13 protein-coding genes and 1 pseudogene are annotated in these 11,317 nt (G+C 40.1%); 11 read left to right on the top strand and 3 right to left on the bottom strand.

The genetic code is table 11. The features are described 5' to 3' along the window. The first annotated feature begins 709 nt into the window (after nucleotides 1–709). Nucleotides 710–1,069: a hypothetical protein gene (locus BMZ06_RS19775; RefSeq protein ID WP_089754868.1), complete on the top strand. Its 360-nt coding sequence runs from the start codon at nucleotides 710–712 to the stop codon at nucleotides 1,067–1,069. Beyond that, nucleotides 1,066–2,019 (top strand): alpha/beta hydrolase family protein, encoded by a 954-nt coding sequence (locus BMZ06_RS19770; protein ID WP_089754866.1) that lies wholly within the window; start codon nucleotides 1,066–1,068, stop codon nucleotides 2,017–2,019. Before BMZ06_RS19775 ends, BMZ06_RS19770 begins: the two co-directional genes overlap by 4 nt. Nucleotides 2,020–2,074: 55 nt before the next feature. On the opposite strand, the gene BMZ06_RS20910 is transcribed toward BMZ06_RS19770, so the two are convergent. Both BMZ06_RS20910 and BMZ06_RS19765 read right to left on the bottom strand, forming a co-directional pair. Next, nucleotides 2,075–2,212, bottom strand: a complete 138-nt coding sequence (locus BMZ06_RS20910; RefSeq protein WP_175477941.1) for a hypothetical protein — start codon at nucleotides 2,210–2,212, stop codon at nucleotides 2,075–2,077. 144 nt (nucleotides 2,213–2,356) lie between these two features. Continuing rightward, the gene (locus BMZ06_RS19765) at nucleotides 2,357–2,704 is read right to left on the bottom strand and encodes a hypothetical protein (RefSeq protein WP_089754864.1); all 348 of its coding nucleotides are present in this window, start codon (nucleotides 2,702–2,704) and stop codon (nucleotides 2,357–2,359) included. A gap of 200 nt (nucleotides 2,705–2,904) precedes the next feature. Between BMZ06_RS19765 and BMZ06_RS19760 the strand changes: the two genes are divergently transcribed. From BMZ06_RS19760 to BMZ06_RS19740, 7 genes and pseudogenes are all read left to right on the top strand, one after another. Next, nucleotides 2,905–3,516 (top strand): TetR/AcrR family transcriptional regulator, encoded by a 612-nt coding sequence (locus BMZ06_RS19760; protein ID WP_089754861.1) that lies wholly within the window; start codon nucleotides 2,905–2,907, stop codon nucleotides 3,514–3,516. A 33-nt stretch (nucleotides 3,517–3,549) separates the two neighbouring features. Beyond that, entirely contained in the window at nucleotides 3,550–5,004 is a 1,455-nt protein-coding gene (locus tag BMZ06_RS19755; protein WP_089754859.1) for an MDR family MFS transporter, read from the top strand. A 227-nt stretch (nucleotides 5,005–5,231) separates the two neighbouring features. Next, a complete protein-coding gene (locus BMZ06_RS19750) occupies nucleotides 5,232–6,749 on the top strand; it encodes an acyl-CoA carboxylase subunit beta (RefSeq protein ID WP_089754857.1) in 1,518 nt (505 codons plus the stop codon). A gap of 15 nt (nucleotides 6,750–6,764) precedes the next feature. Then, nucleotides 6,765–6,905, top strand: a complete 141-nt coding sequence (locus BMZ06_RS21225) for a hypothetical protein (protein ID WP_342709204.1) — start codon at nucleotides 6,765–6,767, stop codon at nucleotides 6,903–6,905. Between the two features lie 15 nt (nucleotides 6,906–6,920). Further along, nucleotides 6,921–7,967: pseudogene (locus BMZ06_RS21220) on the top strand (AMP-binding protein); the annotation flags it as partial. Nucleotides 7,968–8,090: 123 nt separating this feature from the next. Further along, nucleotides 8,091–8,390 (top strand): AMP-binding enzyme, encoded by a 300-nt coding sequence (locus BMZ06_RS21215; RefSeq protein ID WP_342709208.1) that lies wholly within the window; start codon nucleotides 8,091–8,093, stop codon nucleotides 8,388–8,390. Nucleotides 8,391–8,567: 177 nt separating this feature from the next. After that, nucleotides 8,568–9,992, top strand: a complete 1,425-nt coding sequence (locus tag BMZ06_RS19740; RefSeq protein ID WP_089754855.1) for an aldehyde dehydrogenase family protein — start codon at nucleotides 8,568–8,570, stop codon at nucleotides 9,990–9,992. A 71-nt stretch (nucleotides 9,993–10,063) separates the two neighbouring features. Here BMZ06_RS19740 and BMZ06_RS19735 read toward each other — a convergent pair whose 3' ends face one another. Further along, the gene (locus tag BMZ06_RS19735; protein WP_089754853.1) at nucleotides 10,064–10,441 is read right to left on the bottom strand and encodes an SET domain-containing protein; all 378 of its coding nucleotides are present in this window, start codon (nucleotides 10,439–10,441) and stop codon (nucleotides 10,064–10,066) included. Nucleotides 10,442–10,611: 170 nt separating this feature from the next. Here BMZ06_RS19735 and BMZ06_RS20905 point away from each other — a divergent pair, with 170 nt between their 5' ends. After that, on the top strand, nucleotides 10,612–10,782 hold the full coding sequence (locus BMZ06_RS20905) for a hypothetical protein (protein ID WP_175477943.1): 171 nt from the start codon (nucleotides 10,612–10,614) through the stop codon (nucleotides 10,780–10,782). Between the two features lie 284 nt (nucleotides 10,783–11,066). Next, the coding region (locus tag BMZ06_RS19730) for a transposase (RefSeq protein ID WP_175477942.1) at nucleotides 11,067–11,317 on the top strand (251 nt) is incomplete at its 3' end.

Raw genomic sequence — 11,317 nt, 5'->3', positions numbered from 1 at the left:
GATTCGATGTTGACTTATCGTACAGAAGTGAGGGAAGTCTCACTAGCCGCTAGGTGCTGGAGCTGGATAGCACTCATCGTTGTTTATGTCCTGATTTACGCTTATAACTTATGAACGTATAAGAGCGGGAGAAGGGACTAGGTGAGATCCCGCAGGGAGTGAAACGAGCGAGGAAGCTGATGGTAAAAGGAGGATCGACTAAGATCGCCACGTCCTGTGGCAACGTCGATCGACCCTACGTCGTGTAGGGCCATAGGAAAGCGAGTTATTTCCCCACCAGCCCTCTTCCACTTAGAGTAGCGGACCCAATTTATCTCGAAACTGAGTCTTCAACTATCCGGCCCTATTGCGTAATAAGCCTCTTGTGATAAATCAACAATAAACTATAACAAAGCCATTCTTATACATTTTTTATAAAGAGCTCGGGTAAACGCTGATTTTTCATAAGAGGCTTATTTACTTGGATTGTCACTATCCAGAAATTAATATACACGCTGGCGGAACGCGATCCGTTTTCTTAGATAGGATTATACCTTGATAGTTACGAAACTGAGCCTTCTACAATGAGCAGATTCACTATAGAACCAGCAAGTAAATATAACAGAAACAATTAGAATGGAAAATATATAGTGTTTGAGGTAATATAAATTTATGTTAGAAAATTCTGACATTAATTTCATTGCTAACCAAATAAGGGAGGAAGCGGAGTATGGGTTTACGTATTATTACTTGCGTGGCGGTTTGTTTCTTGGTGATATTTGGGTTTTACGGAGAGAGTTCAGAGGCAGCTGAAAATACGAGCTACGTTGTAGATGTAGAAAAACTGCCATTTAATGCACCTAGTGGGATAGAAACAGATAGGTATTGGGGTGTACATAAGGGGGCAGGTTATAGAATTGAAGTCCCTAAAAAATGGAATGGGGAGCTGGTTCTTTATGCTCATGGGTATCGGAATGCAGAGGTTAAAGAGTTAACTGTAGATAATCCAGAAAATTTAAGGAAATACCTTCTGGAAAAAGGGTATGCGTGGGGGGGGCATCCAGCTATAGCACGAATGGTTATGATGTGAAACAAGGAGTCGTGGACACCCATGCTCTTGGGAAGTTCTTCAACGGAAAAATCGCGAATCCGAAGCGCACTTACGTTGTGGGACATTCTATGGGGGGACACATTACAGGTGTTCTTATTGAGCAATACCGCGATGTGTATGATGGAGCTATGCCTATGTGCGGCGTGATGGGAGACAACGAATTATTTGATTTCTTTGCAGACTTTAACCTTGCTTCCCAAGTTCTTGCAGGAATCGAACCCCAATTCCCAGCCCCAGATAACTACCAAACCCATGTGGTTCCTAAAATAAAACAAACTATGGGACTGAATACAGGTTTACTGACTGCAGAAGGGGAAATGCTTCAAGACCTTACGATGTATTTATCAGGCGGGGAGCGGCCCTTGTTCGATCTTGCTTTTTCGAGCTGGAATAATTTTCTGTTCACCCTATACCGTTCGGACTTCTCCTATGGAACACCAGGCAATATCAGCGATAATACAGATTCTGTTTATCAACTTGATTCCAATTCAGAATTATCGGTGGAAGAGATGGACCTAGCTGAGAAGATACCTGAGATTACTGCTGATCCTCAAGCTCGAAATAAAAATGGGCTGTCAAAAATACCCCGAATATCAGGGGAACTTCATCAACCCGTACTTACACTTCATACTTTAGGTGATCTATTTGTACCTTTCTCTATGGAACAGTTATATGCTGAGAAAGTAGCTGCGAATGGAGATTCAGATCTACTTGTCAGCAGGGCTGTTCGAGCTGTAGGTCACTGCGAGTTTACTCCAGAAGAAGAAACAGAAGGTTTTGCTGATTTAACAGACTGGGTTGAAAATGGAATAAAACCTGAAGGTGATGCTATATTGGATCCGGAAGTGGTTAGTCAGGATGATTTTGGAATAAAGTTCACAAATCCTATACGTATGTATGATCCACTTTTATCATTAAAGGAAGAATAATTTCAAAAAACAGTCAGCATCATGCTGACTGTTTTTTATCGAAAGAGAATATTGTTTAGTTCTCATTATCCATGTTCATTAAATCTGAAAGACCTTCTTTATTTCTTGATCCTCTACCATTCATCATGCTGTATGCTGCAAAGCCAATACCAATTGAACCTAGCAGCGGCCACCATTGTACGTTTCTTCTCATTAAATTCAACTCTCCTCTTAAACACTCGGCCTTTTCAAGCCTTTCCTATTATGAGTAGGACAGGCTTGACTTATGTGTGGGAACTTTTCTCATATCCAAGGAGAAATTTTTGTATTCGTAAACATATTGTACAACCAATCAGGCTTATTGGTCGCGTCTTTCTTCAGAAGGTTCTTCATCTACGTCTGGCTCTTCCTCATCCATATTAAAAGGAGTGTCCCTTTCAGCAGGATCCCTTACATCACGGGGGTCTGCTCCCATGTCTGGTCCGCGATTTTCGTTCATACGATTCTCGTCCATACGCCCGTTATCAATACGGTCATCCATACGATCGTAATTCATACGGTTTTCATTGTCTCCATAACGCATTGGGTCGTAGTTTACGTCCTCAGGCTGGTTATTCATTTGATTATCGTCGTCCATTGCACAAGCAGTTAGAAGTCCAGTAGACATAACGATAGACATCGCTAATAACATTAATTTCTTTTTCATGTCGTAACCTCCTTTTCTCATTTACTTTGAAGCATGTTTAATATCTGCACATTCACCAATTTTTACTCGTAATTTTGATGAAAACTACATGAATGTGAGTCCTTACAGTCCCTTTCTTGACATATGACATTATGTCACTTATAGTAGCTCTTGTGCTGAATGTGACATGGTGTCATTTTATTGAGTGAGGAGTTAGATAAATGCCTAAACAAACCTTTTTTAATTTGAACGATGATAAAAAAAATAAGCTGGTTGAAGCCGCCCGAGAAGAGTTCTCACGTGTGTCGTTATATGAGGCTTCTATCGCCAATATTCTAAAGAGAGCTGAGATTCCAAGAGGTAGTTTTTATCAATATTTTAGGGATAAAGAAGATGCTTTTTTCTATTTATTAAATGAGCATGCCGAAGAACGTCATAAGAACTTTATTGAAAATTTAAAGGCGTTCAACGGAGATCTTTTTCAAGCGATGACAGAGGTTTATAAAACGGTTTTTCAATTCTCAAGAGAAAACGGAAATAGTAATTTTATCAGAAATGTCTTAATGAATATGAATTACAAAATTGAACATGCGTTTACTAAAAATCTAACGAAGCAGAATATTGAACACCGTTTTCACGATATTTACCAACTCGTAGATATGGAAGCTCTTCATGTTTCTAATGAAAAAGAATTTTATCATCTCATGCAGATTCTCATTGCGGTAACGTTTCATAATTTAGTTCATTGTGTATCCAATGAATTCTCAGAGACGGAAGCCCTGGATAAATATATTTCTGAACTCAGTTTATTAAAAAAAGGACTTGTTAAATAATCGTTATTTATTGAATGGAAAGAAGGATATAATATGTCTAATCAACAAGAAACAGGACCGGAAAATATAAATAAAGTTCCATTGATTATCGTACTTCTATCTGGGGCTTTTGCTGCAATATTAAATCAGACGTTACTGGGAACGGCTTTGCCTCATATAATGAGGGATTTGAATCTTGAAGCTAGTACAGCTCAGTGGCTGACATCCATTTTTATGCTGGTGAATGGGGTCATGATCCCAATCACTGCTTTTCTTATAGAACGTTTTACTACCAGAAAGTTATTCCTTACAGCGATGGGTTTATTTGCAGTTGGAACGTTTGTGTGTGCAGCAGCCCCCAATTTCTCTATATTAATGGTAGGACGAATTATCCAGGCTTCTGGGGCCGGAATTATTATCCCGCTCATGCAAACCATTTTGTTTCTCATATTCCCAGTTGAAAAACGTGGATCAGCGATGGGGATGTTCGGACTGGTGATCTCATTCGCGCCAGCCATCGGGCCTACACTATCCGGCTGGCTCGTCGAACAGTTCCCGTGGAGAAGTTTATTCTTTGTTATATTGCCAATTGTAATTATTGATTTTATTCTGGCTTATTTTATATTAAAAAATGTAACCAAGCAGTCACACCCAAAACTGGATGTGTCCTCCATTATTCTTTCCTCCTTAGGTTTTGGAGGACTGTTATATGGATTCAGTGTGGCGGGCACAAATGGATGGGGAAGTCAGCAGGTGCTTATCTCCATGGTGGTTGGTGCCGTTGCATTGACGATTTTTATCCTTCGTCAATTCAAGTTGGAACAGCCGATTCTTGAATTCAGGGTATTTAAGTTCAATATATTTACGCTCACGACAGCACTCGGGATGGTGGTGTTTATTGCCATGATTGGAGCCGCTACCGTGCTGCCGATTCTCATGCAGGATATGCTTGGCTACAGTGCGCTCGAATCAGGAATGGTGCTTCTGCCTGGAGCTTTAATTATGGGATTTATGAATCCAATTACAGGTAGACTTTTCGATAAATTTGGTGCAAGATGGCTTGCTATCATTGGACTGTTTATTCTCACCGTAACGACATTTATGTTTGCTGATTTATCACCGCAAACTACTCTAACCTATTTAACAGTGATTAACGCGATCCGCATGTTAGGTGTAGCAATGGTGATGATGCCGGTAACAACAGCTGGTTTAAATCAGCTTCCATCCCGTTTAATCGCTCATGGTACGGCAATGAATAATACAATGCGTCAGGTTTCAGGTGCAGTAGGAACCGCGCTTTTAGTGACAGTAATGACGACCACGGCGCGTCCCGGAGAAGGAGTAGAGGGACTTGTTCATGGGGTTAATGTTTCATTCATTGTAGCAGGGGTTTCGGCAATTATAGGTCTTGTCCTTTCCTTCTTTATAAAAAATCCGAGGCGGGACAAGGAAGACCACAATGAAACAACGACGAATGAAAGTAAACAGGATGTTGCTCAAAGCTCATAGTTTTAAAAAAAGCGCAGATTCGGTTCTGCGCTTTTTTTAATCAAGCGAATTAGTGAAACTACTTTGCTTTTATTGTGAGTGGACATCTAATCGCTAATAACTTGATAAAAAGCAGAATTTAACAATATTGAATTTTCAAAAAAATGTATTTATACTTAAATGAGTGTTATTGACATTTTTTTAAATTATACATACCTACTGGTCAGTATTTACAAGAGGAGGAAGCTATGGAACGGAATACAGAAAAACTTAGAGAGAAAAAGAGGAAAGCTCAGGAGCATCGAGGGAAAAAACAGAGGTCTTATAGTGCCAGGGAAAGAATTGAACTGCTTGCCGATCAAGGATCTTTTCTTGAATTAGGGGCTTTGGCTCATTCTTCGGTTTCTGGAATGGAGGAACGCACCCCGGCTGATGGTCTGGTTGGAGGGATTATCCGCGTCGATGGGAGAGAGGCAGTTGTACAGGCGATGGACATATCGGTGCTGTCTGGCACCGAAGGGGAAGTTCACCTTAGAAAAAGTGAATTCTTTCACTCTTATGCAAAAAAAAGGAAACTTCCACTTTTTAATTTATGTGAAGGCGGAGGCTTAAGAATGCCTGATGGAATGGGCTCTGATGGAATCAGCGATAAGCTGTTTCCTTCCAGTCTGTTAGACCATGGCCGTGAAAGTCCAATTATGACAGCTATTCTAGGAGAAAGTTACGGCGGTCCGACATGGATGGCTGTTACGTCAGATTTTGTTACACAAGTAAGAGGGACGAGTATGGCTGTTGCTGGTCCGCGTATGCTGGAGATCGCAAGTGGAGAAGAGATGTCCGCTGAGGAGCTCGGGGGTCCGGATATGCATGCCGTTTATACTGGGCAGATTGATCATATTGCTGAAGATGAAAAAGAAGCAATTGCAGCATTAAGAAGATTTTTCAGTTATATGCCTTCAAACGCTGTTGAAACTCCTCCCCAAAAGCCATCCATCGAAGATTCTTATATGGAGCACTGCAATTTGGAGGAAATTGTTCCTTCGAATTTAAGGCGGGCTTACGATATGAAATTACTCATTCTTCGTTTATTTGATAAAGATTCATTCATGAATTTTCGATCCTTTTATGGTAAAGCTTTGATTACTGGACTGACTCGATTAAAAGGTCGTGTTATAGGAGTGGTTGCGAGTCAGCCTCTGCACATGGCAGGGGCTTCAGGACCTGAGGAGTGCGATAAAGCCGTGGACTTTATCTGCCTCTGTGATTCATATCATATTCCACTCATTTTTCTTCATGATACACCTGGATTTAGAATCAGCAGTCGTGCTGAGAAAATGAAAATGCCTGCAAAAATTATGAATTGGAATACAGCGTTAGCCAAATCAACCATTCCCAAATTTTCAATCATTGTCCGAAAGAGCATAGGAGCTGCGTATGGAAATATGTGTGGACCAGGAATGGGGGCAGATGTTGTAGCAGCTTGGCCGTCAGCTGAAATAAATTTCACGGGGCCGGAGGTGGGAATTAATGTCGTGTATGGAAAACATATAAGAAAGGCTGAGCGACCTGAGAAAGAAAGGTCTAAGTACCTCGAGCAATGGAACTTTGATAGTTCCCCCTATAAAGCTGCAGGGAAATTCTTATTAGAAGATATTATTGAACCAAACCAGACGCGCTCTTTTTTAATACGTTTTCTAGAATCGTCAGGATCTTCAGGCGAGGTAAAAAGTAAAAGGCGACTGGCTGACTGGCCTATGTCTCATTGAGGAGGAATAGATGTTATGGAAGAGCAATTAAAATCATCTCCAGACACAGAGCTGTACAGGAGAGGGAAAAAACCTTTATTTCATTATCTTCAGCAGCATGCTGAAGAACGGCCTGAAGATCCTGCGTACTTCTACTATGGAAGCAGTATAACTTGAGGAGACTTATTCGATCAGGTTCAAAGAGTGGCAGGTTTCTTACGGCAAGCAGGTTTTGAGAAAGGAGATCGAATAGGATTATTTATGCAAAATAGCCCACAATACATGATTGGTCATTACGCCATCCAGTATATTGGAGCAGTGGTCTGTCCACTAAACCCTATGTATAAAGCTAATGAGCTTGACTACCTAATTAAAGAAGTTGATATGTCCGGCCTCTTTGCGGGAGGGGAACTCCTTACGGAAGTACGTAAAGTAAATGAACATTTAAAGCGAATTATTGTAATTTGTTATAAAGATTGGATACCTGATAATCCCAGCTGGACGATCCCAAAGGATCTTACTAGTCCGGCTCTTGAACTTAATCCTAATGAAACAATGTGGAAGAAGGTTATACAGGAATCTCTACCATGTATCTATCCGGAAGATGTGAAGCTTGAAGACACATCTCTGCTTGCCTTTACATCTGGCACAACAGGTCGGCCAAAGGCAGCAATGTTAACTTATGAAAATGCGCTGTACAAAACAGCAGCTGCTGTACAGGCTAATCAAGTGGATGAAAAAGAAACATGGCTTGCTGTCATGCCGCTCTGCCATATTGCAGGGATGGTAATGGGGGTCAATATACCTGTATACACTGGCGCGCCATGTGTACTCTTCGCTCGTTTCGATCCCATGTCGATTTTAAAAGCCCTTCGTGAGCACCGCGTTACCGTATGGTATAGTATTGCGCCGATGAATGATGCTATTTTGTCAATTGCCGAAGAGAATCTATTGGAGGACTTAAAGCTGAATCTTTGTACAAGTTTTGGCATGCCGGTTACAGAAAACTTGGCAGAGAAATGGAAGGGGGTCGCACCTAACTGCAAGTTATTTGAAGCATCATATGGGTTAAGTGAAACCCACACGGTTGATACCTATATGCCACAGGATAGTATCAAATTCGGTTCGGTCGGTGTCCCAATCAGGGGGACTTTGATCGAGATTTGCGATCCAGTTACTGGTGAGGTACAGAGTGCTGGTAAATCCGGTGAGATTGTTATTCAAAGTCCGGGAGTATTTAAAGGTTATTGGGGAAGGCCGGAGGCTACATCCGAAAGTCTTTCCGATGGGTGGCTGCATACAGGGGATATTGGCTATTTGGATAACGAGAGATATTTGTATTTTCAAGGGCGTATAAAAGAAATGATCAAATCGTCAGGTTTTAGCATATTTCCTGAGGATGTCGAAGCTTTACTGAAAGAACATCCGGCCGTAGGACAGGTTGCTGTGATCGGCGTGCCTGATGAACATAAAGGGGAAGTTGTGAAAGCTTTTGTTATACCAAAGCCAGAGAAAAAAATAAACGAAAGTAATTTAAAAGTCTGGGCTAAAGAAAACATGGCTGCTTACAAGATCCCTATGTACGTGGAATTTCGTAACTCGCTTCCTCAAACCAGTTCCGGTAAAATACTAAGAAAAGTTCTAAAGGACCAACAGAATTAAAGAATGTACGCACATGAAAACCCTTTGGATTAACTTCATTTTTTGCAGCTTCTATTCCAATTTACCAATCTCTAAGATGTTTCAATTAGATAAATAAAGGATATATTACGCTATACGAAAGAAATAAGTTTATTTTATTGATCATAAATTGAAAGATGGAAAAAGGAGATATGAGATATGCGCAATCAATTAAAACATTTTATCGACGGTGAATGGGTTGAATCGACAGGCTCTGAAACCTATGATGTAATAAATCCGGCTACGGAAGAAGTAATTGGAACAATTAGTATGGGTACAAAAGAAGATTTAGATAAAGCGGTAGCTGCAGCAAAACAAGCACTTCCTTCATTTTCTCAAACTTCTAAACAGGAACGAGTAGAAATGCTGGAACGAATTGCTGAAGAATATGAGAAACGCAAAGATGATATTGTTGAAACCATAACGGATGAACTAGGATCTCCTCAAAAGATTTCTGAAAAAGTTCATTACACAATGGGCTATAATCATTTCTCACAAGCTGCAGAATCATTGAAGGATTTTTCTTTCATGGAAGACCGTGGTGGTCATACAGTAGTTAAAGAAACCATAGGTGTAAGTGGTTTAATTACGCCTTGGAATTTCCCTACCAATCAAACTTCGACCAAAATCGCCAGTGCATTTGCGGCAGGCAGCCCTGTTATCTTAAAACCAGCAGAAATGACTCCATTTGCTGCCATTATTTTAACAGAAATTTTTGAAGCAGCAGGAGTTCCAAAAGGTGTCTTTAACTTAGTTAATGGAACAGGGGAAGTCATAGGAAATGGGATCAGCTCCCACCCTGATATTGACTTTGTTTCCTTTACTGGATCAGGAGCTGTAGGAAAGAAAATTATGGAAAATGCTTCTGAAACTATTAAGAATTTTGCGCTCGAACTGGGAGGTAAGTCTCCACTTGTTGTGTTGGAAGATGCTGATGTAGAAGTCGCAGCAAGAGCAGCCGTTAATCATATTGCAACCAACACAGGTCAGGTATGCTCAGCTGCTACAAGAGTGCTCGTTCCTAGTAAAATGAAGAAGTCTTTTGAGGAAGCTGTGCTGAAAGTTCTGCCTGAATTTCCTGTAGGAGATCCAAGAGAGGATAACCTGATAGGTCCGTTGATTTCCAAGAAACAGTGGGATACCGTGCAGTCCTATATAGAAAAAGGAGTAGACGAAGGCGCATCTCTATTAACGGGAGGAACCGGTAAGCCGGAGGGGCTTGAACAAGGCTATTATGCTAAACCTACCGTATTTACAGATGTTCAAAATTCTATGGTAATTGCACAAGAAGAAATCTTTGGGCCAGTAACCACTATCATCACATATGATACGCTAGATGAAGCTATTGAAATTGCTAATGAAACGATCTATGGTTTAGCCGGTTACGTAATAGGCAATGACCCAGAAAATCTACGAAAAGCAGCAACTGGAATTCGAGCTGGGCGGATCAAAGTGAACGACACTGAAGCTGATTTTTCTGCTCCATTTGGAGGATATAAGCAATCTGGTATAGGAAGAGAATGGGGCGACTATGGTATTGAAGAATACTTGGAAACCAAAACTATACTTGGATTTCCTTCTTAATTTAATTATGAGGTGTTAAGGCACACCTCATAAGAAAAGAGGCACCCGAATTACCGGGTGCCTCTTTATTATTATTCCTGATCGAACCATAACGTGTCTTGAATATCTACTGAACCATTGTAATTAATATGAATCTCTTCATCAGCTTTAATATCCCGGTAAGCATAAAAGTCAAACGTATCGTTATCAAAATTAATAACATAGTTCGCATTCGGCTCATAGGAATGATTAAACATCATGCCATAACCCAATACGAATGCTGTATGGTTTTCGCCGTACTCAAACGCATAATCAGCCAGTCGGGTTTTTTCTATATGAACATGTTCCTGGTTTGGATAAGGGATAACAGGAGCCTGGTGAATGAGTGTATTTTTCGGGATATCCTCCTTCGCGAAGACACCTCTGTTTAATTCTTCATCCGTAAGTGTAGAAGTTCTAATTTCAATCATGGGATCACCTTGCTTTCTTTTCAAGATCTTACGTAGTCTATCTAAGCCTGACAGAATTGAGTATGTAAATCAAATGACCAAAAATTCTGTAAAATTAATAATTTTAGGAAAATTAAGGAAAAGTTGTGTTAAACTTGTGAAAATATAAAACTTACAAAGGAATTGATGATATGAAAATTTCTACATATTTATTGCTGATTATCCTTGTCATGCAGTTATCCACTCTTATTAATAGTACGGTTTTTAATGGAGGTGGGAATGGTATCTTACTTGCCGTACATACTATTTCATTTGTAGCAGCAATTGGGTTTTACGCGCAGGTAAGGAGGGAAAATGGCTAGTTTCAAAGTTAGGCTCATTAATGGATCTAGCAATTCATTGATTTTACAACATTCATTGTTTATGAAATAAGTAGTTTTTGCTGAGAAGTAGAGGTCACTTCTTTCTTAGCGCGGAAAACGATAATGCTGCTATTTCAAGGTAATATTAGTAAAAAAACACACCTTTTCGTAAGGTGTCAGGCTGTCGAGAAAGTCTCGGCAGCTTTTATTTGTTTTCCTTTTTTTAATAGATCACCGCGTTAATTTGTTATAATAGCTATAACTTATCAATGAAAGGTGATTTGATGTTTCAATCTAAAACTGAACGTCAAAATGAATTCGAAATGGTTGCCATTGAAGAGCTTGTCCCAGAAGATCATCTCCTCCGTAAAATTGACCAATACATAGATTTTTCTTTCATTCCTGAAAAAGTCCGTCCTTACTATTCAGAAGACAATGGCCGTCCCTCTTTGGATCCTCTTGTTTTATTCAAAATGATGTTCATTGGTTATATCTATGGCGTTCGTTCCGAACGCGAATTGGAACGACAAATTCA

Origin of the sequence: Halobacillus alkaliphilus, from assembly GCF_900113125.1 — a bacterium.
Lineage (GTDB): Bacteria > Bacillota > Bacilli > Bacillales > Halobacillaceae > Halobacillus > Halobacillus alkaliphilus.
The sequence above is the reverse complement of the archived record's forward strand: the minus strand, read 5'-3'. Positions and strand labels throughout refer to the sequence as shown.

What these genes read in the sequence shown, in the direction of transcription:
- BMZ06_RS19775 (WP_089754868.1), top strand. Translation starts at nt 710, where the DNA reads ATGGGTTTACGTATTATTACTTGCGTGGCGGTTTGTTTCTTGGTGATA.
- BMZ06_RS20910 (WP_175477941.1), bottom strand. Translation starts at nt 2,212, where the DNA reads ATGAGAAGAAACGTACAATGGTGGCCGCTGCTAGGTTCAATTGGTATT.
- BMZ06_RS19765 (WP_089754864.1), bottom strand. Translation starts at nt 2,704, where the DNA reads ATGAAAAAGAAATTAATGTTATTAGCGATGTCTATCGTTATGTCTACT.
- BMZ06_RS19760 (WP_089754861.1), top strand. Translation starts at nt 2,905, where the DNA reads ATGCCTAAACAAACCTTTTTTAATTTGAACGATGATAAAAAAAATAAG.
- BMZ06_RS19755 (WP_089754859.1), top strand. Translation starts at nt 3,550, where the DNA reads ATGTCTAATCAACAAGAAACAGGACCGGAAAATATAAATAAAGTTCCA.
- BMZ06_RS19750 (WP_089754857.1), top strand. Translation starts at nt 5,232, where the DNA reads ATGGAACGGAATACAGAAAAACTTAGAGAGAAAAAGAGGAAAGCTCAG.
- BMZ06_RS21225 (WP_342709204.1), top strand. Translation starts at nt 6,765, where the DNA reads ATGGAAGAGCAATTAAAATCATCTCCAGACACAGAGCTGTACAGGAGA.
- BMZ06_RS21215 (WP_342709208.1), top strand. Translation starts at nt 8,091, where the DNA reads ATGATCAAATCGTCAGGTTTTAGCATATTTCCTGAGGATGTCGAAGCT.
- BMZ06_RS19740 (WP_089754855.1), top strand. Translation starts at nt 8,568, where the DNA reads ATGCGCAATCAATTAAAACATTTTATCGACGGTGAATGGGTTGAATCG.
- BMZ06_RS19735 (WP_089754853.1), bottom strand. Translation starts at nt 10,441, where the DNA reads ATGATTGAAATTAGAACTTCTACACTTACGGATGAAGAATTAAACAGA.
- BMZ06_RS20905 (WP_175477943.1), top strand. Translation starts at nt 10,612, where the DNA reads ATGAAAATTTCTACATATTTATTGCTGATTATCCTTGTCATGCAGTTA.